Source organism: Pelagimonas sp. (assembly GCF_050633425.1).
Lineage (GTDB): Bacteria > Pseudomonadota > Alphaproteobacteria > Rhodobacterales > Rhodobacteraceae > Pelagimonas.
Genome location: NZ_JBOEGM010000012.1, coordinates 17,079 through 38,352, shown reverse-complemented (window position 1 = coordinate 38,352; position 21,274 = coordinate 17,079). Strand labels below are relative to the sequence as shown.

The following is a 21,274-nucleotide window of genomic DNA, read 5'->3' as shown; positions in this document are numbered from 1 at the left end:
GAAAACGCCATTGCAGGGGGAGGATTTTTCCTGCGGTCCTGTCACACTCCGAGAGCTCCCCTTCCGTCAGATGAGTTTGCTTGCCCCGTTTCCAAAGCAGCTTGACCAGCTGAATGAGGCCATGGAACGGGACTTGGGATTTGGGTTTCCAAAACCGGGGGAAATGCAGTGCGCGGGCGACATACGTTGCCAATGGTTTGGTCACAACCAAGCGATGCTGACGGGCGACCACGCGCAAAAGGATTGGCAGACCATGGGCTTGGTGACAGATCAAAGCGACGCCTGGGTGGTTTTGCTGGTGCAAGGATTGCTGGTCCAGGAGGTTTTAGCGCGGCTGTTCCCGATTGACCTCGCAACAGATCAATTCCCGGTAGGTCACACAGCGCGAAGTCAGTGCGGTCATCTGAATGTTTGCGTAAGTAGAACGGCGGATTGCAGCTTTGAAATTATGGCATTTCGGTCCATGGCCCAAAGTTTGAAACACGAATTAACGACCGCCGCGACCTTGGTTGCTGCTCGGGCGAGACTGGCGTAAAAAGGCTTACAAGCTGACGACAGGAACTAAGAATGCGTATTCTTATGGCGATTTTTTTGTGTGCTGCCTCTGTTGCCAGCGCCGAGGAACCGGTGAAACCCGATTGTGAGGCTCAGGCTGCTTTGGTGATGGAAGTGGTCAACGGTCGCAATGAAGGCGTGCGCAAAGGCAAAGCACGGCGGCAATTGCGTGCTGGTTTGGGCAAAACCGCCGCGGATATGTTGTCGGAATGGGTCTATGAGTTGCCACCAGAGCAACTTACCGATGAGATTGGTATTGCGTGGAAAGCGCAATGCGAGGCCCTTTAAGGAAAAGGTATTAAATTATGCGCCTGGCGGCGCGCTTGGTGTCTCAAAGCCCCGCGTGGCGAGGCTTTTCGGGCGGGCGCATGTGGCGCTCTAGCGCGCTTTCCTTCGGGTGGCCCTTGAGGCTGGCGGTGGAATCGAGATACTAAACCGCATGAGCCTACCCCCTGGATTTTTGGATGAATTGCGCAACCGCACCAGTCTCGCCCAAGTGGCGGGCCGCAAACTCATGTGGGATGCCCGGAAATCGAACCAGGGCAAGGGAGATCTTTGGTCGCCCTGTCCATTTCACCACGAAAAAACAGCGTCTTTTCATGTGGATGACCGCAAAGGGTACTACTACTGTTTTGGTTGCCATGCCAAAGGCGACGCGATTTCCTTTGTGCGGGAAACTGAGAATGTTTCCTTTATGGAGGCCATTGAAATTCTGGCAACGGAAGCTGGGCTTGAGATGCCCAAAGCCGATCCGCGCGCAAAGGAAAAGGCCGACCGTCGCACGATTCTGAGCGATGTGATGGAACAGGCAATTCAATTTTTCCGTCTTCAGCTCAAAGCAGGCGCTGGCGGTGATGCGCGTGCTTATCTGAACAAGCGCGGGTTGAGCCAAGAGGCGTTGGACCGTTTCGAAATCGGATTTGCACCTGTTGGATGGGAAAACCTGCGCGAGCATTTGAAGGCCAAGGGGATCTCGCCGGATTTGATGTTGGCCTGCGGGTTGGTCAAAGCTTCGGACAAGGGGCGCGCGCCATATGATGTGTTTCGCAACCGGATTATGTTTCCGATCCGCGACGCTCGAGGCAAGGCGATTGCGTTTGGCGGTCGGGCTATGGACCCGAGCGACAACGCCAAGTATCTGAATTCGCCAGAAACCGAACTTTTTGATAAATCTCGCAATCTTTACAATATGCGCGCGGCGCGGGAGGCATCTGGACGTGGGCAGCCATTGATCGTTGCCGAAGGGTATATGGACGTTATTGCGCTGTCCGAAGCGGGGTTTGGGGCCAGCGTCGCGCCGCTCGGGACCGCGGTTACCGAGCCGCAGATGCAGCTTATGTGGCGGATGTCGACCGAACCTTTGATTGCCTTGGATGGTGACAAAGCCGGTTTGCGTGCGGCGTATCGCGTTATCGATCTGGCTTTGCCTTTGCTGGAAGCCGGTAAAGGGCTTCGGTTTGCGATTATGCCCGAAGGCAAAGACCCCGATGATTTGGTGCGCTCGGGGGGACCTGAAGCGGTGCAAAAGGTTTTGGATGACGCGATGCCGATGGTTCGGTTGTTGTGGCAAAACGAAACGGAAGGCAAAGTGTTCGACAGCCCCGAACGAAAGGCCGCGCTGGATAAACAGCTGCGGGCCCGGATTGCCAAAATCACCGATCCACATTTGCGCCGGCACTATGGGGATGAAATCAAAGATCTGCGTTTTCAACTGTTTCGCGCTGGGCGGTCGGGTGGCGGGCAAGGTGGGCAGGCGCGCCAAGCCAAGGCCAAGTGGTCGCCGCGTCGTGATTGGAAAGCGCCGGAGCCGCCAACAATTGGCGCAAAGAATTCGCTGTTGGTTTCGGCGGGCGACAATGTTGAAACCGCCATGCGTGAAACGATTATTCTGGCGGCAGTCATAACCGCGCCGCAAGTGGCAGGTGAATTTGAAGGCCAGCTTGAGATGATGCCTTGCCATGACCCCGATCACGCGGTGCTGCGTGATGTGATATTGCGCAACATTGGCCGCGAATCTGAGATGCGATTGCAGGCCGAAGACGCAATTGGGATCGAAACCCTTGAAACTATGCTCGCGGCACGCCATGTCGCGGTGGTGCCCTGCATCCGCAGCCCAGGAAACCCCGAGATGGCCCGCATGACTGTGGCCGAAGAACTGGCAAAGCTGGAAGCATTGCACGGATGGCATGCAGAATTGGCCGAAGCGCAAGAAGACCTTGAAGCTCAGCTTGAAGATCGGGCCGATGAAGCGTTGACGTGGCGTCTTGCCGAGGCCGCAAAAGTGCGTGCCCAAGCTGGACGCCAAAGTGATGAAGAGAGTGCCGAATATGACGTTGGCCCGAACGGAGCCCCTATAGATCGCGAGGAACGCAGCGCATTTGATTCGCTGCTTTCAACGATTCGATTCGACAAGGGCCGCGGTTAGTGTCTTTTTGGTGAGGAAACGGTAAAGAAATAGGGGTAGACGGGTGTGCGAATCGCTATATCGCGCTATTGATTCGGTTTAAAACGAATCGCCCGCCTTTCCGATCAGGAGACTTTCATGGCCGCCAAGGACAACGACGACGCCAAATCTGAGCGCAATGAAGAGGATGCAAGCCTCGACATGAGCCAGACTGCGGTCAAAAAGATGATCGCAGAAGCGCGTGAGCGTGGCTACATTACCTATGACCAGCTTAATCAGGTTCTGCCGCCCGATCAGGTGAGCTCTGACCAGATCGAAGACGTGATGTCGATGCTGTCCGAAATGGGCATTCAGATCACCGAAGACGATGAAGAGCCGGAAGAGGACGACAAGGGCACAACGGACCTTGTCGAAACCAAAAAACCGGGTGAAGTCACCCTGGCTGCTGGTACCGCCGAAAAACTGGATCGTACGGATGATCCGGTGCGGATGTATCTGCGCGAAATGGGTTCGGTTGAGTTGTTATCGCGTGAAGGTGAGATCGCGATTGCAAAACGCATCGAGGCCGGCCGCAACACGATGATTGCCGGGCTGTGCGAAAGCCCTCTGACGTTCCAGGCGATTACGATCTGGCGCGAAGAACTTCTGTCTGAAGATATTTTGCTTCGCGATGTGATCGACCTTGAAACCACGTTCTCTGGTCAGATGAACGAAGATGGTGAAGTCGAAGAGCCTGTTGTTGCTCCGACCGGCACCGGTGAAGAGGCCGCGAAGCCCAGAGACAACGCTCAAGAACTCGACGCAGATGGCAACCCGATTGCCAAAGACGACGACGATGACGACGATGACGAACAGGCCAACATGTCGCTGGCCGCGATGGAAGCCGCACTGAAGCCGACTGTGCTTGAGACGCTGGATCGCATCGCGCAAGACTATGAAGAACTTGCGGAAATGCAGGATAGCCGGATTTCGGCAACTCTGAATGAAGACAATAGCTTTGGGTCTGCGGACGAAGCACGCTATCAAAAGCTGCGGTCTGAGATTGTGTTGTTGGTGAACGAGCTTCACCTGCATAACAACCGGATCGAGGCGTTGATTGACCAGTTATATGGTATCAACAAACGCATCATGTCCATCGACAGCGCCATGGTAAAGCTGGCCGACCAAGCCAGAATTAACCGCCGCGAGTTCGTTGACGAATATCGCAACCACGAGCTTGACCCGAACTGGCTTGAGCGGATGGGTGAGAAATCCGGTCGTGGCTGGCAGATGTTTATTGAGCGTTCGACCGACAAAGTCGAAGCTCTGCGTTCTGACATGGCGCAGGTTGGTCAGTACGTTGGTCTTGATATTTCTGAATTCCGCCGCATCGTGCAGCAGGTTCAGAAAGGCGAAAAAGAAGCGCGTCAAGCCAAGAAGGAAATGGTCGAGGCGAACCTTCGTCTCGTTATTTCGATTGCCAAGAAATACACCAACCGCGGTCTGCAATTCCTGGATTTGATCCAGGAAGGTAACATTGGCCTGATGAAAGCGGTTGATAAGTTCGAATATCGTCGCGGTTACAAGTTTTCGACCTATGCGACTTGGTGGATCCGTCAGGCGATCACCCGTTCGATCGCTGATCAGGCGCGCACGATCCGTATTCCGGTCCATATGATTGAAACGATCAACAAACTGGTGCGGACAGGTCGCCAGATGTTGCACGAAATTGGCCGCGAACCGACACCCGAAGAATTGGCAGAAAAACTGCAAATGCCTTTGGAAAAAGTGCGCAAGGTGATGAAAATCGCCAAGGAGCCGATTTCTCTTGAAACACCGATTGGTGATGAAGAAGATAGCCAACTTGGCGATTTCATTGAGGATAAGAATGCCGTTCTGCCTTTGGACAGCGCCATTCAGGAGAACCTCAAGGAAACCACCACGCGGGTTCTTTCTTCGCTCACTCCACGTGAGGAACGTGTTTTGCGGATGCGCTTTGGCATCGGCATGAATACGGACCATACGCTTGAGGAAGTGGGGCAGCAGTTCAGCGTGACCCGCGAACGTATTCGCCAGATCGAAGCCAAGGCGCTTCGTAAGCTCAAGCATCCAAGCAGGTCGCGAAAACTGCGAAGCTTCCTGGATCAATAAAGATACCAAGGCCGGGCGCATCAGCGACCCGGCCTTTTTTCTGGTCGCCGAATTGGCAAAGCTCATTTGAAGAGATCAAATTTTGGGCGTGATGCCTTGGTCTTTACTCAACGTCACGTTGAAGAAGGTAATTCGGGTCATTCTTGATAGAATTGAAAATGTGAAAAATCCTTTTCAATGTCCAAGCAGGTATGACCAAAATGACCATACGTATTTTCACCTGTCGGGGGTGTGGCCATCGTATGCGCTTTTTCGGGGAGCGATGCGGGTATTGCTTAACGCAAAAACCGATACTCAAACGCGGAGAAATCCTTGCTAGCGTGTCGGTGTTTGCCATGGTGTTTGGCATAATGTCTGCCGGTCCAAGCTAGCGTTCGCGTTTCAAATGTTTGGCCGATCGACCGGGTGCACGGGGCCCCATACACGGTTATACATCACGTCATTATTCACCGTTTGTTGAGCGCACATCACCTCTGCGCGTGCGCGCATTGCACTCCTGAGTGCGGCTCCCATCTGTCTAACAGAAACGGAGAGCCCGCCATGAAACAAACATTAGCCATAGCCTTGCTGGCCGTCGCCCCATTTGCAGCCTTTGCCCACCACGGGCCAGATGTCTCAACAGCCGAATTGCTCGGCGCATCACCGGTTGCGGTCGCGTTCAGCACACCCTTTTCCGCCCCAGCCCTGAGCCAAGCAAACCCTGCAACAACATCGAAAACAGCGATGGCTGGAGGGTAGACAAAGAGTTGTCAGGCCCACTCGCACGCGTCACATTGGTACAAAAGGACTGTGCCAATGCAGATGAGCCTTTCAATTTCAACACGGGGGCCTGGCCTGTACGAGTTTACGGGGCAGGTCTCGTCTTGGGTCGAAGGAACGGGGTTGTTGACCTTGTTCGTTCGGCATACGTCGGCGAGCCTGCTGATCCAAGAAAATGCCGATCCAGAAGTTCAAACTGACCTGCAGAACTTTTTCGAGCGGTTGGTGCCCCCAACGACCGATCCTTCGATGGCATACCTAACACACACCTATGAAGGGCCTGATGATATGCCCGCGCATATCAAGGCGGCCATGTTGCCTGTGTCGCTGAATATTCCAGTTATCAATGGCAAACTTGCGTTGGGGACATGGCAAGGCATCTATTTGTTCGAACATCGCCATGCACCGCATCGCCGAGAAGTGGTGGCCTATCTTAGTCCGGCAGCCCCGGCTGGGCAGGCTTCTGACCGAGGAACGCTCTAGGGATGGGCGGATGAAACAGGTTCCTTGCAAGACAGTTTGACTGACGACGACTGGATATGGCCTCCAACAGATCGGATTAAGCCGGCACCGCGACAGCCAGCGCGACGTCGTTAGATCATGTAAATCGGGCCATCTTTGGGGGCCAAACACATGGTGGCTCAGCGTAGAGTCATTGAAAAGACGACACTTCTGGCTTTTTGTTTTGGCCTATATAGCGGCATCATTTCCCCCCTACCCAAATTGTGGCGGCTGGCCTATAGTGGCTGTGGATAAGTAGGGAGTAACCCTACAGCCACTGCGCGGTGTAGCAATTTTCGCGGCTTTAACAGCCGGGCGCGCGACTAAAAATATAAAGGGGGTGTGCCAAGCACCCTGAGGCAGAGAATAAAACGAGGGGGACGGCCATGCGCTGCCCATTTTGTGGAAATATAGACACTCAGGTTAAAGATTCTCGACCGGCTGAGGATCATGTTTCGATCCGAAGACGCCGGTTTTGCCCCGCATGTGGCGGGCGTTTCACCACCTATGAACGGGTCCAGTTGCGCGATCTGGTGGTCATCAAATCCTCGGGTCGACGCGAAGATTTTGATCGCGATAAACTCGAACGCTCCATCCGCATTGCCCTGCAAAAGCGGCCGCTGGAACCTGATCGCGTAGATCAGATGATCTCTGGCATCGTACGGCGGTTGGAAAGCATGGGTGAGACCGATATTCAATCGACCCAGATCGGTGAGATCGTGATGGAAACTCTGGCGCGGATCGATACCGTCGCCTATGTGCGGTTTGCCAGCGTTTACAAGAACTTCCAGGCCGCAGATGATTTCGATAAATTCGTCAGTGAGCTTCGGCCAGAGGTTCCAGGCGCAAAGTGAGCGATGATGATCAGCGCCACATGGCCCATGCCTTAGGCTTGGGCCGTCGCGGGATGGGCAAGTGCTGGCCCAACCCTGCTGTGGGTTGTGTTGTTGTCAAGGACGGGCGTGTCGTTGGTCGTGGTTGGACCCAACCCGGCGGGCGGCCCCATGCGGAAACCGAAGCTCTGGCGATGGCTGGTGATGCCGCGCGTGGGGCAACGGCATATGTCACGCTCGAGCCCTGTTCACATCACGGAAAAACCCCGCCTTGTTGCGATGCTTTGATCGCAGCAGGGGTCAACCGCGTTGTCGCCGCTGTTTCAGATAGTGATCCTCGGGTGAGTGGCCAAGGGTTTGAAAAGTTGCGCAAGCACGGGATCCAAATCACGACTGGGGTCTTGGCTCATCAGGCGCTCCATGACCATGCCGGTTTCTTTCTGAAGGTTGAGCACGGACGGCCTTGGCTAACTTTGAAACTAGCGATGAGCCTTGATGGGCGTATCGCGACCGCCACCGGCGAAAGTCAATGGATCACAGGACCAGCTGCGCGTCGCGCTGTCCATGCTTTGCGCGCGTCCCATGATGCTGTGATGGTGGGGGCAGGCACCGCGCGCGCGGATGATCCCTCTCTTACGGTGCGGGGCATGGGCGATGTTACCCAACCTGTCCGCGTGGTCGTATCGCGTCATCTTGACGTGCCGCTTCTATCGCAGCTTGCACAGACCGCTCAGGATGTTCCCGTTTGGCTCTGTCATGGGCCGAATGTCCGACCCGAGTTGATATCGGCGTGGCAAGGTGTCGGCGCGACGCTCTTGCCTTGCCATTTGTCCAATGGCCGTGTTGATCCGCGATCGGTGCTTCAGGTCCTTGGAGCGGCTGGGCTGACACGGGTTTTTTGTGAAGGCGGCGGGCAATTGGCTGCGTCTCTTCTGGTCCACGACCTCGTCGATGAGGTCCAGGTTTTCTCCGCTGGCATCGCGTTGGGGGCTGAAGGGCAGCCAGCGCTGGGTGCTTTGGGCATCGAAAGACTGGCAGAAGCGCCCCGTTATGAGCTTGTGGATGTCACGGTGGATGGTGTCGATGTCAGGCACGTGTGGCGCCGCAGCGCAGCAAGCTAAAAACGTGCATGTTTCCCTTAGGTTAACTTGCGAAGTGCACCTGCTGTGGGTAACTAATTGCGCCCTGTGGAAAACTCAAAAAAGACTGTCTTCATTTGGGCATAGCTGCGAAAGTTTTAACAAAACCTTAACGTCGCCAGAGATGCGCTTGGCTGGCCAACATGCCTTGAAGCTTCGACAGAGTGCGGTTCAAGAGACTCGGGCTTGGTATGGTGCCGGTTTCGAGACGGTCCACTACGGTCTCGACCGGGCAAGGAAGGCCGCTGACGGGGTCAAAATAGCGGGGATAGTCGATAAGAACTGCATGAACCAAGGCGGTTAGGTCAGGGCGAGGTCCATGGAGGCGACGGGCCGGAATTTTGCCCAAGTCACGCGTCAAACCCCATCCTGCGTAAAACGGCGCGCCCAATGTGACCACCCTACAACCACGTAGCAAGGCTTCAAACCCGGCGAGCGATGTCATGGTCCAGACCTCGTCAACCTCTTTGAGCAACGGGGATATATCACAGTTTTCCAATGCCTTATCCGACCAAGTTTCAGGTGTCTCGACATGGCCTTTGCGAAGGCCCGCCTGAACATCTGGGTGAGGCTTCCACAGGATCACGGAGTTGGGATTGGCTTCGCGCGCGCAGCGAAGCAGCGCAGCATTGCTTTGCATGTCTGGGCTGCCGGTCAAAATCGAGGCATCGTCTTCTACTTGACCGGGGACCAAAATTCGGTGACCGGCGGGCAATGTGGGTAACTCCCCGGATAGATTGTATTTGGATAAATCAGAGCGCAACAATCGGTCAATTAGGCGCTCCGTTCGTTCGATTTGGTCTGGCCTTAACCCTTTGGCAGCTGTTTGGATCAAAGTCTCAAGCTGGGATGGGGACGTGGGGTCATAGTATATGCCGCTGTTATCTAGGACGAGCGACAAGGGGGGGACGAGGTGTGCGCCAAGGCCACGTGAGCGTAAAAAACCGTCTTCGACACGCACCACATTACCCTCGGCCTTACCAGCCCACGCCATGATCTTGCGATCCGTTTTTCTCGCTATTTCCTGAGACTTTAGAGGATTGTCTTCATAGATGACCGGGCGATGCTGTCCGAAAAACCGTTGCAAGGGTTTTCGTTTCCAAAGGCGCATGCCTGAAGCGACCCAACCTTTGTGATCGTCCCGCCAGGCGGACCGTATGGATTCCATTGCACCCAGTGCGTCTTCAAATTCGCCGATTTTCCCGGAATAGGGGTTAAACCAGTGCGGATACAGGATCATTGCCGCTGCAAAAAGTTGCGGGCGTGACAGGGAACGCCTGCGGCGGGCAAAAACATCTTCGTCTTCCGTGAGCCCCCATCCTGCATAAAACGGCCCGCCAAAAACCCGTGGTTTGTGTCCGGCAAGGATCGCTTCAAAACCCATCTGCGAACTCAGGGTGTAGACTTTTGTGGCCCCCTCAAGCAGCCGCCAAGGCGAGATCTGCGCATCGCAAAACTCGATGGGTCCGGTTGCGTCTTCGGTTCTATAATGCCCGCTTCGAAAACCTGCGGAGGTTTCTGGATGGGTTTTGATCACAATGCGCGCCCTCGGATTTTCATCTTGAGCGACAAAGAGCATTTCCAGAAACCGGCTTCGGTCACCCTTGCTTGCACGTACTGACGCGTCATTCTGTGTTTGATCGACAACCAGAATATACCCCGGGGCTGGTGCGTCTATTTCGGGGTCACATGCGCTATATTTTGACAGCTGCGCGGCTTGCATCCGAGCCATACCCGCTCGGGCTCGGGCCATTAAGGCACCATCATCTAAGGGGTGCGTTCTGAGCAATGTCTCGAGATCGGATGGGCGCGTGGGGTCAAAATGCAGGCCGGTTTCATCGATCATCAGGCCGATGGGCGGCTCTCCCGCACGGCCAGGGTACAAAGACCGCAAAAACGCGTCTTCGATGCGAACAAGAGGTGCCTTGTATTTTTCGGCAATGGCTTCACCGCGATGGGATGTTGGCGACTGCCCCCAAATGCCCACCAAATCACCGGGTTTGGGCAGACCTATGGACACCCGAAAGCCAGCCCCAGTCAGAATCTTTCGAACGCGTGGTTGCGTCAGAAAACCGCCATTGTAAACATAAAGACGCCGGAGAGTGTCCTCCCCGGCGAAAATGTCATCCTTTTGGGGCACTGGTGTCAGCCGCCCGTACCGGATATGGCGTCTGCGGCAGATGTCAACGTCGTGACGGCCCCCAGAGAGCCCGTGAAGGCCGCGATCAGCTTGTTCCATTGGGTGAACGGCGCTTCGGTCACATACAATGTGTCCTGATCTCGAACGACAAAGTCACGTGCCATGAACATGCCGTTCGGCTCGGTTAGGTTCAGTACGTAAACCATGCGCTGTGCCCCAACCAGATCGTTGCGACCCAAGACTTGGTTTGCGATTGCCGCCGGTTCGTTGCGGAAAATGAACACGCCGGTCGGGTCCGCCCCAGTGGCCAACAAGCCGCCCACCTGTGCGATCGCTTCGACGGCACTAAGACTTTGGCTTTCAAAGGGAACGCGGGCTTGCGAGCCTGTGGCCCCCAAAGCTGTAAAGGCGCGGGTGTCTTCTTCGACCAAAATCCGGTCGCCGCCACGCAGGGCGATGTCGAACTCAGGTGTTTTATAAAGGTCTTGGAACCAGATTTTGCCCGTTTGAGCGCCGCGCAACACAGTAACTTGTGCGATTTCCGGTTCAATCGTGACACCGCCAGCGCGCGCCAGCATTGACGTCAACGTCCGGGTCGGGCGTTCGATTGCATAGACACCTTGACCACCAACAGCGCCAACGAGGCTGACGGTTGATCCATCACCTGCGAGGCGTCGCACTTCGACCTGAGGATCGGGCGTTTGATCTTCTAGTTTGGCGGTGATGATCTGGCGAATGCGTTCTGGCGTGTTGCCTGCGGCTTTGATCCGACCGGCATAGGGGACAAAAATGAACCCGGAGCCATCGACCTGAACCTCTTCGAGGATGGTGGAATTGGCGGCTTCTGGGGCCAACAAACCGTCATCGACATTTTCCCAGATTGTCAGACCAAGCGTGTCGCCGGGTCGAATGGTGTCGGACCCTAACGTGCTGGCTTTCTTAAACTCTTCTGAGAAGCCAAGTGCAGGGACCACCGCAGTTGTCCGTGTCACGCGGTCATTGACTGCAACGATAAAGGCATCGCCTTCGCGCTGAACAGAGCCGGCGTAGATTTCTCTTTTATTGGGTCCCAAACGGGGAAGGCCGCAAGATGCCAGAATCGACACCGCGGCCAGAAGGGCGACGGAACGCGCCCACCTGGAAGTGGAGTGTTTCACTGCTCGGTCTCCTCGACCTTATATTTCTGCCTCAGTTTTTTTTTAATAACGTACCGTGTTTAATTGAAAAACGCCAGTACTAGGGGTTGTGTTGTCTAATGCACGACCCGCAACTGTTGCCTCGGAGCCGCGGTGCCGCGGATCAGAGCTTGGTACGGATCATCGGGGGACAACATCATATCGACCACCTGCCGAAGCAGTTGACGACGCCCGCGCGCCGAATAAAATCCGCCGGGGACTTGTGACGTTTCGAGCAAATATCGGCGGTAATCTTTGTAGGCGCGATTATCCGGTCGCGAGGGCTGAGCAAAGAAGGCGTCCAAGGGTTGCTCGGACACAAACTCTGGCTTTGCATAGACAGCGTCGCCAAACACCTTGAGCGGAATGCCACGCCACAGCACCTGTTGACCGGCCGTTGAATTGACGGTTACTGCCGTTCGCGCGTCGTTCAAAAGCTGGGCCAGTTTGCCACCGCGCACATAGTGAACCCGCTCTGTGACACCATGTTTTTGCGCAAGTTTTCGCACGGCCCGGCGCATATTCACGCGCCCATCCTCTAAAGGATGGGCCTTGAATACAAGATGGTGGTGTCCGGGCGCACCTTTTGCAAAACCGGTGATCACCTCTTCGAGGAACTCTGGCATGGTTTCAAACGGAGAGTGTTTTTGAAAGCTACTGTCATGTTCAAGCTGCATCAGCGCCAAGTGGTAAGGGAACCCACCCAGACGAATGCGTGCGGTTGAAATCATGCGGTCAACCCAGGTCGCAGGCATCAACAACAGGCGGCGCACGTATAATCCAAATTCCTGCACTACACTGAGCGAACGGTGAGGGCGGAAATTGCGATAGTCACCGTTTCGGAACATCACAAACCAATGATATAGGGCACCATAAAACATGTGTTGGCGCATATCCCCCCAATGGCCGGGGGGCAGGGGCGCTTCCATGTCGGAAAGGGCCAGCGCTTTTTGCATGTCTTCAACCGAGGTCTGCATAAGCTCAGAATGGCCATTTGAGCCGCCGCGCTCATAGGTGACCCAATAGGGGCGCATGTAGCCTTCTTCGAAGACGTGAACGCAAATGCCGCGGGATTCTGCGATTTCGACCGCCTTGGCATGAATTCCGCGAACATCGCCATAAAGCACGATATCGGTGACGCTTTTTTCGTCCAACAGGGATGTGAAAACATCGGGCCATTCCGCTGGCGTGCCACGAAATGGGATGTAGCTGTTGGGATGAAACCAAAACGCACGATCACCGGCATTAAACCCCACGCGCCAAACATCAGCGCCTGTCTTGCGCAGCATTGCGCCAAGGCGGTGAAAGAAAGGTCCGTGTGGCCCCTGTAGAAACAGGAAGACCCGTTTTTGGCCGGTTGTGTTGCTCATGATGGCGTTTTATGTCCTTACTCTGACCAAACCACTAACCTCTGAACCCGGCGAAATTAAGGCCGCATCGCGCCGCAGCCCTGGGACCAGTTTACGCGAAAGGACGCGATATGTTCACCGGTATTATCACCGATCAGGGCCGCATTATAGAGCTTGAACAACGCGGTGACTTGCGCGCCCGCATTCAGACGTCTTACGATACGGCGGGCATTGATATTGGGGCCTCCATCGCCTGTGACGGTGTTTGCCTGACGGTTGTGGCGCTTGGGGATGACTGGTTTGATATGGAAATCAGCGCTGAGACGGTGTCCAAGACCAACCTGGGCACTTGGGCCGATGGGCGTATCCTCAATTTGGAACGGGCGCTCAAAGTCGGAGATGAGCTTGGCGGTCACATTGTGTCGGGCCATGTGGATGGTGTTGCGACAATCACTGATATTCACGACGAAGGGGACAGCACGCGCCTGACCTTTGACGCGCCGCATGAGTTGGCCAAGTTCATCGCGCCCAAAGGGTCAGTTGCTTTGAATGGCACTTCCTTGACCGTAAATGAAGTCAATGGCACCAGCTTTGGGATTAACATCATTCCCCACACCCAGAAAGTTACGACCTGGGGCACGGCGGCGGTTGGTGATAAGGTGAACCTCGAAATTGACACTCTGGCCCGGTATGTGGCGCGTTTGAGCGAGATGGCCTGATCTCACGCCTCTCCTCACATGGAGACCAGTGCCTAAAACACTCGGCTTTGCGGTATCTGGGCGCTATCTGGCGGGCTGAAACCCAACGATCAGCTGGTGCAGGCCAATCGCGGCACCGGCAAAAATGGCCAAAAAGGTGATCGGGGCAGACAGGGCTAAAACGGAAAAGGCCGACAGGCCTTGCCCGACGGAACAGCCCAATGCCAACACCGCGCCTACCCCCATCAAGCCTGCGCCAAAGATTTGGCGCTTAAGCTCGCGCGGGTCTTCGCAGGCCTCCCAGCGAAAGTGCCCTTTGATCAATGATCCAGCAAAGGCACCAACCCAAATACCGGCCACTGATCCGACGGCAAATGATAACGGCCGGACGGAGCCTGTCATAAACCATAAAATGCTTTCGCCCATCGGGGCTGCGAAGCTGTGTGACACCACTGGCAGGGCTTCAAATCCGCTATCGGCCACCCAAGCGGTTCCGGCCCAGCCGCTGATAACGGCGATGCCAACCACCAATGCCCAAAAAATCTGAACTGGTTTTTGCAAAACCTCTTTTGACATCAAGGACCCCAAGAAAATCGCCGCGCCCACGACCAAGCCAATCACGGGGGGTGAAATCCCGGTTAAGGCGCTCAGATGATACGCGATGCCGGGGGGCATGTCGGTGCTGGTTACGTCCATTTGCGGGAAAACAGCGTTTCTGAGAGGAGCGAGAGGGCCTGCCAAGACAACGTATGTCGACACGCCCATGACGAGCACAATAACAAAGCTGCGAAGGTCGCCGCCACCAAGCCGCGCAACCGCGCCGTATCCGCAATTGCCAGACAGCGCCATGCCATAGCCGAACACGAGACCGCCAATAACCGAGGCAAGCGGCATCCATCTGATAGAGAGGTAATAGCTCTCTCGGCCATCCATCAATCCTGTGGCCATCAAGCCAAAACTGCCCATGATGGCAAAGCCTATGGCGATGCCCCACATACGCAACCGCACATTGGAACCACCATAAAGCGCATCTTCTATAGCGCCCAATGTGCAAAAACGGCCTAATCTCGCGGCGAGTCCAAGGAGAATACCTCCGACAAGCCCGATGAGAGCGACCATCTGATGATCCGACAAGACATCACGCATGCAAAAGCCCTCCTCCTGGCTGTCGCTGTGCTCCCTTGCTTTAACGTTTGAACAGGTTGCCTCCCCGCAACCTCAAAATCAATCGTCTTCGGCGCAGAACAGTTCGTAAACACATTCCAGCATTTTACGGGGGCGGTCATCCGCCAGTCGATAATATATGGCTTTGCCTTCGCGGCGGGGCACAACCAAGCCTTCGAGCCGCAGCCGCGACAGTTGTTGAGACACCGCTGCCTGACGCGCAGAGAGCAAATCCTCTAGCTCGGTCACCGATTTTTCACCTGACACCAGATGACACAGAATCATGAGCCGACCTTCATGGCTGATTGCCTTGAGGAAAGCCGATGCGGTGGTGGCTTTGTCGACAATGCGATCAAGATCGTCATCGCTCATGTCATTGGAAAGTACGGGAAGGGCCATGGGTTTGATCAATCTCAGTTGGTCGCCGGTTGGAACGCGGTGTGGTCCTGTAGCAGTTTTGAAAAGATCGGCCAAAAGAAATCCTCTCCGGGATATCCTTCGATACGCGCGATCTCGGTTTTGTCTTCTAGCAGAATGAATGTAGGCGTAAAGTTCACCCTTCGTGCATATTTAATACCCTCGGGCGGCCCCATATGCAGATCAGCGCGCATTAAAGGGGCAAATTTTCCCTCGACGGTGTTTGGATAGGCGGGTGCAATCTCATCATCCCAAGCAGCGCAATAGGCGCAGCCCGGTTGATCAACCATCACCAATCTAATCTCAGACGCCGCAGCAATCCCAGCGCTGGCGATCACCGCCAACATCGCATATGCAAATTGTCTCACCTTGGATCACCAATTGACCATTCGTTATCGAACAACATAATCTGAATATGTGAATTGTTCAAGGAGCGCCAATGTTCGACATCACCTATGCTGGTGCCTTGCTTGCCGGGCTGGGGGCGTTTTTTACCCCCTGTATTTTGCCGATGGTCCCGTTTTATCTGTCCTATATGGCCGGTTTGTCGATGACAGAGCTGCGCGATGAAGGTGGGAATGCGCCGGGCGCGCAACGGCGCTTGATCCTATCTGCGATTATGTTTGCCCTTGGTGTCACGACTATCTTTATGCTGTTGGGGCTTGGGGCCACCGCACTTGGGCAGGCATTTGCGGATTGGCGTGAGACACTCTCTTATGTGGCGGCGGCTGTCATCTTTGCTTTTGGGTTGCATTTTCTGGGTGTCATAAAAATCGGCTTTCTCTACCGCGAGGCGCGAATGGAGAGCAAAGCAGATCCCTCGACGGTGTTTGGGGCCTACGTGATGGGGCTGGCTTTTGGCTTTGGCTGGACAGCATGTGTTGGTCCGATCCTTGCAACCATCCTCGCGATTGCGTCCGGCATGGGCGAGCTTTGGCATGGCGCGCTGTTGCTGGCGGTGTTCGGTATCGGTATGACCGCGCCCTTTGTTGTCGCCTCAGTCTTTGCCCAGCCTTTTTTGCGTTGGCTGCAAAAGCACCGGTCCAAAATGGTCCATGTGGAAAAAGCTATGGGCGTCATGTTGATTATATTTGCGATCCTGATTGCAACCGATACGGTAGGCTGGATCGCAGAGCTGATGCTCAAAGCCTATCCGAATTGGGTTTGAGGTCTGCGTAACCTGGGAGGGGAAAGATGAAACAGTGGATTTTGGGCGCGGTTCTCGCGTTGATGGCGATTCCTGCGGTTGCCGAAATAGGCGATGACGGGCTGCACAAACAGCCTTGGATGCGTGACACGTTCAAAGACCTGCGTGAAGATTTGGATGAGGCCAATGCCGAGGGAAAGCGTCTTGTCCTGTTTTTCGAGCAGCGGGGATGCATCTATTGTGCCAAGATGCACGAAGAGGTTTTCTCTGATGCTGGCATTTCGGATTACATCGAAGAAAACTTTTTTGTGGTTCAGATGAACCTCTATGGAGATGTCGAAGTCATCGACTTTGATGGAGAATCGCGGAGCGAAAAAGACATGGCACGTAAATGGCGTGTGATGTTCACGCCCAACATTGTTTTTCTACCTCAGGAGGTGCCAGAGGGCGTAAATGCGATGGAAGCTGCCGTCGCAGTCATGCCAGGCGCATTTGGCAAGGGCACCACAAAAGATATGTTTACTTGGGTTGCCGAAGAACACTATGCCTCTGAAAACGGGGAGGATTTCCAGCGTTACCATGCGCGGATGATCCAAGAACGCAACAACGGAAGTTTTGACTGATAGCGCCGCAACTGCGACAAGAAATTCACGTTTGCGAATTTGTTGTTGCGTCATCCGGGGGCAGTGCCCTACGGTATACATCAGCCAAGACGCGATACTATCGCGAAACGGGCCCCAGCGCGACGGGGCAGCGAGCAAGGTCGAAAGGCCAGCAAGCCTAGGGAGGGAACATGAGGCTTTTAACACTAACAACAGCACTGGTGCTGGCGGCGGGGGTGGCTGCGGCCGAAACCGTGCTACCGGCCGACGTGACCTATGGCGAATACGGCGAAGTCACTGTGTCCTTGAGCGGTAAAGCCGGAGATCCCGCCGAAGGTGCGGCCATCATGGCCTCGAAAAAACGCGGCAACTGTATTTCGTGCCATGCCGTAACGGCGCTGAACGACTCGCCCTTCCATGGCGAAGTTGGCCCTATTCTAGATGGTATCGGCTCCAACCGGAGCGAGGCAGAAATTCGCGGTATCGTGGCAGATGCCAAGATGACTTTTGACGAATCTATGATGCCGTCTTTCTACAAAACCACCGGCTATATTCGTCCGGGCGCGGCCTATACCGGCAAAGCCCCGACCGAAGAGCTGACGCCGCTTTTGTCGGCCCAAGACATCGAAGATGTGGTCGCTTTCCTGCTGACGCTCAAGGACAGCTGACCCTAACTAAGGAGACAGACGATGGAATTCACACGTCGCGAAACATTGGCCATGGGTGCCGGTGCAGCGCTGATGACCGTTTTGCCGCTGCGCGCATTTGCAGCTGCTTCGGATGACGCAATCGCCGCATTTACCGGTGGGGCCGATATGGCCGATGCCGGGATCGAATTGACTGCGCCAGAAATCGCGGAAAACGGCAACACTGTTCCGATTTCAGTATCAGCGCCCGGCGCGACTGCGATCGTGGTGTTTGCAACGGGCAACCCAACACCGGGTGTGGCCACGTTCAAGTTTGGCCCATTGGCCGCAAGCCAAGCCGCGTCAACGCGCATCCGCCTCGCGGGAACACAGGACGTTGTCGCCATCGCTCAGCTCGCTGACGGTAGCTTCGCGCGTGCATCGAAGACCGTAAAGGTCACCATTGGCGGCTGCGGCGGCTAAGGAAAAGGATAGAAAACAATGGCATCTGGTGTAAAACCCCGCGTCAAAGTCCCGAAAAAGGCCGCTGCTGGTGATGCGATCACCATCAAAACCCTGATTTCACACAAAATGGAATCTGGTCAGCGTAAAGGCAAAGACGGCAACGTCATCCCGCGCTCGATTATCAATCGCTTTACCTGCGATTTTAATGGTCAGAACGTGATTGATGTGACGCTTGAGCCCGCCATCTCGACCAACCCATATGTTGAGTTCGAAGCCACCGTGCCCGAGGCCGGTGAATTCAAATTCACTTGGTACGATGATGACGGTGACGTCTACGAGACCGCCAAGAAAATCGCCATCGGCTAAACGCTGGCCCCTTCATGCCCCGGTTCGCGAACCATCGGGGCATGAGGTTCAACGGGAGGGAAAATATATGAATTTCAAGGCACTGACGGCCGTAGCCCTAGTGGCAGGCCTTTCGGCACCTCTGACCATGGCGGGTGGCGCTGATGATGATCACATGCTCATCAACGGCGAAACCGACATGATCACCAAAACCGCTGCTGCAGAGCATTTGGACGGCGCGCTAGACGAGGTCATCTCGGGCTGGCATTTCCGCTCAGATGAAACTCAGGCGCTTCAGCTGGATGATTTCGACAATCCGGGCATGATCTTCGTCGACAAAGCCATGGACACATGGAACACCGCCGAAGGATCCGAAGGCAAGGCCTGTGCGGATTGCCACAACGACCCATCCGAAAGCATGGTCGGCGTGCGTGCGACGTACCCAAAATACAATGAAGACGCTGGCGAAGTCCGCACCTTACAGATGCAGATGAACGATTGCCGGGTGAATCGGATGGGTGCTGAGGCGTGGAAATATGACGCTGGAACGGCTGTCGATATGGAAGCGATGATTTCGGTGCAATCGCGTGGATTGCCGATGAACGTTGCCATTGATGGTGGCGCGGCAGATGCCTATGCGCTTGGCAAAGAGATGTACTACACGCGGACCGGCCAGCTTGAACTGAGCTGTGCAAATTGCCACGAAGACAACTACGGCAATTACATCCGCGCAGATCACCTGAGCCAAGGCCATATCAACGGCTTCCCGGCCTATCGCCTGAAGAACGCCAAATTGAATGGCGTGCATTCACGGTTCAAGGGCTGTGTGCGCGATACCCGCGCCGAAACTTACAGCCCCGGTTCCCCGGAATTTGTTGCGCTTGAACTGTATGTTGCGTCGCGCGGCAATGGTCTTGCGGTCGAAGGTCCGTCTGTCCGTAACTAAAATCTATGCCCCGCATCGACCTGTTCGGTGCGGGGATTTCTTTAGCCTAATCCATTCATTATTATGAATGCGTTTGCGGTAACACTTTGAGATAGAAAGCACTCCCATGATCTCTCGTCGCGATTTTTTGCAGGTTTCCATGGCAGCCACGGCCATGATGGGCGCATCCAGCTATGGAACTTGGGCCCGCGCTGCCGCTCAGCAGAGCCTGACGCAAGATCAGCTCTTGCAGTTCGATACGTTCGGCAATGTCTCATTGATCCACGTCACTGACATTCACGCCCAGCTGATGCCGATCTATTTCCGCGAACCCTCGGTGAATATCGGCGTCGGAGGCAACAAAGGCGCTGTCCCGCATTTGACTGGTGCTGATTTCCGCAAAGCTTATGGCATCGAAGATGGCTCTCCCTCCCATTACGCTCTGAGCTCTGGTGATTTCGAAGCCCTGGCGCGTGGATACGGCAAAGTTGGTGGTCTTGATCGCGTCTCAACCGTCGTGAACGCCATTCGCGCCGATCGTCCCGACGCGATTTTGCTGGATGGTGGCGACACTTGGCACGGCTCATATACCTGTTTCCAAACGGAAGGGCAGGACATGGTGAACTCCATGAATGTGCTCAAACCGGACGCTATGACATTCCATTGGGAGTTCACCCTAGGGTCTGAGCGGGTGAATGAAATTGTCGAGGGCCTGCCATTTGCCGCGCTTGGCCAAAACATCTTTGACGCAGAATGGGATGAACCCGCCGAGCTGTTCAAACCTTACAAATTCTTTGAGCGTGGCGGTGTCAAGGTGGCCGTGATTGGGCAGGCGTTTCCCTATATGCCCATCGCCAACCCGCGCTGGATGTTCCCGGAATACAGCTTTGGTATTCGCGACGAAAACATGCAGGCCATGGTTGATGAGGTGCGCAGCATGGGCGCGGAATGCGTTGTATGTCTGTCGCATAACGGTTTTGACGTCGACAAGCAGATGGCGACCAAAGTGACCGGGATTGATGTGATCCTGTCCGGTCACACCCATGATGCGCTGCCCGAACCGGTTCTGGTGGGCGATACAATTGTTGTTGCCTCTGGGTCGAACGGCAAGTTTGTCAGCCGCGTTGATTTGGATATCCGCGATGGTCGTATGATGGGCTATCGTCACAAGCTGATCCCGATCTTCTCGGATGTGATCACCCCAGATCCGGTTATGACAAAAGTTATTGAAGAGCAGCGCGCGCCATATAAAGACCGGCTGTCCGAAGTGATCGGCCAAACCGATACGACCCTGTATCGCCGCGGTAACTTTAACGGCTCGTGGGATGACCTGATTTGTAACGCACTCATTGACGAACGTGAGGCCGACATTGCCATGTCGCCCGGCGTACGTTGGGGGCCATCTCTGCTTCCGGGTGATGATATTACCCGTGAGGATATCTGGAATGTGACGTCTATGAGCTACGGTGAAGCCTACCGATCTGAAATGACAGGGGAATTCATCAAGGTGATCCTCGAAGACGTGGCCGACAATATCTTTAATCCTGATCCTTACTATCAGCAGGGCGGGGATATGGTGCGTATCGGGGGCATGGCCTATCGCTGTGATGTGACCAAGCCGCAGGGCGAACGGATTTCTGAAATGACATTGCTGAAAACCGGCGAAGCCATTGATCCGACCAAGAACTACGTCGTTGCCGGTTGGGCGTCGGTCAACGAGGGCACCGAAGGGCCCCAGATTTGGGACGTGGTCGAAAGCCATATCCGCAAACAGGGCACCGTAACCCTTGAGCCAAATAATTCCGTCACGGTGGTGGGCGCATAAGCGCCCGCCGTCGCGGCGATTGAACACAAGTGGTTTCGATTTTTTTTAACGAAACCATTCACATAGATGAATTCG

At 55.1% G+C, this 21,274-nt stretch carries 22 protein-coding genes; 16 read left to right on the top strand and 6 right to left on the bottom strand.

Features of this window, described 5'->3' with window-relative positions; translation table 11 throughout:
• The first annotated feature begins 70 nt into the window (after positions 1–70).
• The 8 genes from ACRBB0_RS09290 to ribD all read left to right on the top strand — a co-directional run bounded on the left by ACRBB0_RS09290 (position 71) and on the right by ribD (position 8,303).
• Entirely contained in the window at positions 71–535 is a 465-nt protein-coding gene (locus ACRBB0_RS09290; RefSeq protein ID WP_431374151.1) for a sarcosine oxidase subunit gamma, read from the top strand.
• Between the two features lie 32 nt (positions 536–567).
• Complete coding sequence (locus ACRBB0_RS09285) at positions 568–843, top strand: hypothetical protein (RefSeq protein WP_431374150.1); 276 nt, start codon at positions 568–570, stop codon at positions 841–843.
• Positions 844–994: 151 nt separating this feature from the next.
• Entirely contained in the window at positions 995–2,980 is a 1,986-nt protein-coding gene (gene dnaG, locus ACRBB0_RS09280) for a DNA primase (protein ID WP_431374149.1), read from the top strand.
• A gap of 117 nt (positions 2,981–3,097) precedes the next feature.
• On the top strand, positions 3,098–5,089 hold the full coding sequence (gene rpoD, locus ACRBB0_RS09275; protein ID WP_431374148.1) for an RNA polymerase sigma factor RpoD: 1,992 nt from the start codon (positions 3,098–3,100) through the stop codon (positions 5,087–5,089).
• 540 nt (positions 5,090–5,629) lie between these two features.
• Entirely contained in the window at positions 5,630–5,827 is a 198-nt protein-coding gene (locus ACRBB0_RS09270; protein ID WP_431374147.1) for a hypothetical protein, read from the top strand.
• A gap of 57 nt (positions 5,828–5,884) precedes the next feature.
• A complete protein-coding gene (locus ACRBB0_RS09265; RefSeq protein ID WP_431374146.1) occupies positions 5,885–6,331 on the top strand; it encodes a secondary thiamine-phosphate synthase enzyme YjbQ in 447 nt (148 codons plus the stop codon).
• Between the two features lie 404 nt (positions 6,332–6,735).
• Complete coding sequence (nrdR, locus tag ACRBB0_RS09260) at positions 6,736–7,203, top strand: transcriptional regulator NrdR (protein WP_431374145.1); 468 nt, start codon at positions 6,736–6,738, stop codon at positions 7,201–7,203.
• Positions 7,200–8,303, top strand: coding sequence for a bifunctional diaminohydroxyphosphoribosylaminopyrimidine deaminase/5-amino-6-(5-phosphoribosylamino)uracil reductase RibD (gene ribD / locus ACRBB0_RS09255; RefSeq protein WP_431374144.1), 1,104 nt, complete (start codon positions 7,200–7,202; stop codon positions 8,301–8,303). Before nrdR ends, ribD begins: the two co-directional genes overlap by 4 nt.
• Positions 8,304–8,430: 127 nt before the next feature.
• Here ribD and ACRBB0_RS09250 read toward each other — a convergent pair whose 3' ends face one another.
• The 3 genes from ACRBB0_RS09250 to ACRBB0_RS09240 all read right to left on the bottom strand — a co-directional run bounded on the left by ACRBB0_RS09250 (position 8,431) and on the right by ACRBB0_RS09240 (position 13,006).
• A complete protein-coding gene (locus tag ACRBB0_RS09250; protein WP_431374143.1) occupies positions 8,431–10,461 on the bottom strand; it encodes a capsular polysaccharide biosynthesis protein in 2,031 nt (676 codons plus the stop codon).
• Positions 10,462–10,466: 5 nt separating this feature from the next.
• On the bottom strand, positions 10,467–11,618 hold the full coding sequence (locus ACRBB0_RS09245; RefSeq protein WP_431374142.1) for a polysaccharide biosynthesis/export family protein: 1,152 nt from the start codon (positions 11,616–11,618) through the stop codon (positions 10,467–10,469).
• Between the two features lie 95 nt (positions 11,619–11,713).
• A complete protein-coding gene (locus ACRBB0_RS09240) occupies positions 11,714–13,006 on the bottom strand; it encodes a capsule biosynthesis protein (RefSeq protein WP_431374141.1) in 1,293 nt (430 codons plus the stop codon).
• A 110-nt stretch (positions 13,007–13,116) separates the two neighbouring features.
• Between ACRBB0_RS09240 and ACRBB0_RS09235 the strand changes: the two genes are divergently transcribed.
• On the top strand, positions 13,117–13,704 hold the full coding sequence (locus ACRBB0_RS09235; RefSeq protein ID WP_431374140.1) for a riboflavin synthase: 588 nt from the start codon (positions 13,117–13,119) through the stop codon (positions 13,702–13,704).
• A gap of 63 nt (positions 13,705–13,767) precedes the next feature.
• Here ACRBB0_RS09235 and ACRBB0_RS09230 read toward each other — a convergent pair whose 3' ends face one another.
• The 3 genes from ACRBB0_RS09230 to ACRBB0_RS09220 form a co-directional block, all read right to left on the bottom strand.
• Complete coding sequence (locus ACRBB0_RS09230; protein WP_431374139.1) at positions 13,768–14,829, bottom strand: YeeE/YedE family protein; 1,062 nt, start codon at positions 14,827–14,829, stop codon at positions 13,768–13,770.
• A gap of 78 nt (positions 14,830–14,907) precedes the next feature.
• On the bottom strand, positions 14,908–15,246 hold the full coding sequence (locus tag ACRBB0_RS09225) for an ArsR/SmtB family transcription factor (RefSeq protein ID WP_431374138.1): 339 nt from the start codon (positions 15,244–15,246) through the stop codon (positions 14,908–14,910).
• A gap of 14 nt (positions 15,247–15,260) precedes the next feature.
• Complete coding sequence (locus ACRBB0_RS09220) at positions 15,261–15,611, bottom strand: thioredoxin family protein (RefSeq protein ID WP_431374497.1); 351 nt, start codon at positions 15,609–15,611, stop codon at positions 15,261–15,263.
• Between the two features lie 92 nt (positions 15,612–15,703).
• Between ACRBB0_RS09220 and ACRBB0_RS09215 the strand changes: the two genes are divergently transcribed.
• The 7 genes from ACRBB0_RS09215 (at position 15,704) to soxB (ending at position 21,199) form a co-directional block, all read left to right on the top strand.
• A complete protein-coding gene (locus tag ACRBB0_RS09215) occupies positions 15,704–16,432 on the top strand; it encodes a cytochrome c biogenesis CcdA family protein (protein WP_431374137.1) in 729 nt (242 codons plus the stop codon).
• A 26-nt stretch (positions 16,433–16,458) separates the two neighbouring features.
• Positions 16,459–17,034, top strand: a complete 576-nt coding sequence (locus tag ACRBB0_RS09210) for a thioredoxin family protein (RefSeq protein WP_431374136.1) — start codon at positions 16,459–16,461, stop codon at positions 17,032–17,034.
• Between the two features lie 170 nt (positions 17,035–17,204).
• A complete protein-coding gene (soxX, locus tag ACRBB0_RS09205; RefSeq protein WP_431374135.1) occupies positions 17,205–17,681 on the top strand; it encodes a sulfur oxidation c-type cytochrome SoxX in 477 nt (158 codons plus the stop codon).
• A gap of 21 nt (positions 17,682–17,702) precedes the next feature.
• Positions 17,703–18,122: a thiosulfate oxidation carrier protein SoxY gene (gene soxY / locus ACRBB0_RS09200; protein WP_431374134.1), complete on the top strand. Its 420-nt coding sequence runs from the start codon at positions 17,703–17,705 to the stop codon at positions 18,120–18,122.
• An 18-nt stretch (positions 18,123–18,140) separates the two neighbouring features.
• Positions 18,141–18,470 (top strand): thiosulfate oxidation carrier complex protein SoxZ, encoded by a 330-nt coding sequence (gene soxZ / locus ACRBB0_RS09195; RefSeq protein WP_431374133.1) that lies wholly within the window; start codon positions 18,141–18,143, stop codon positions 18,468–18,470.
• A gap of 67 nt (positions 18,471–18,537) precedes the next feature.
• Complete coding sequence (gene soxA / locus ACRBB0_RS09190) at positions 18,538–19,395, top strand: sulfur oxidation c-type cytochrome SoxA (protein ID WP_431374132.1); 858 nt, start codon at positions 18,538–18,540, stop codon at positions 19,393–19,395.
• A 106-nt stretch (positions 19,396–19,501) separates the two neighbouring features.
• Positions 19,502–21,199 carry a thiosulfohydrolase SoxB gene (soxB, locus tag ACRBB0_RS09185; protein WP_431374131.1) on the top strand — a complete coding sequence of 566 codons (1,698 nt, stop codon included), beginning with the start codon at positions 19,502–19,504 and terminating at the stop codon, positions 21,197–21,199.
• Positions 21,200–21,274: the final 75 nt, after the last annotated feature.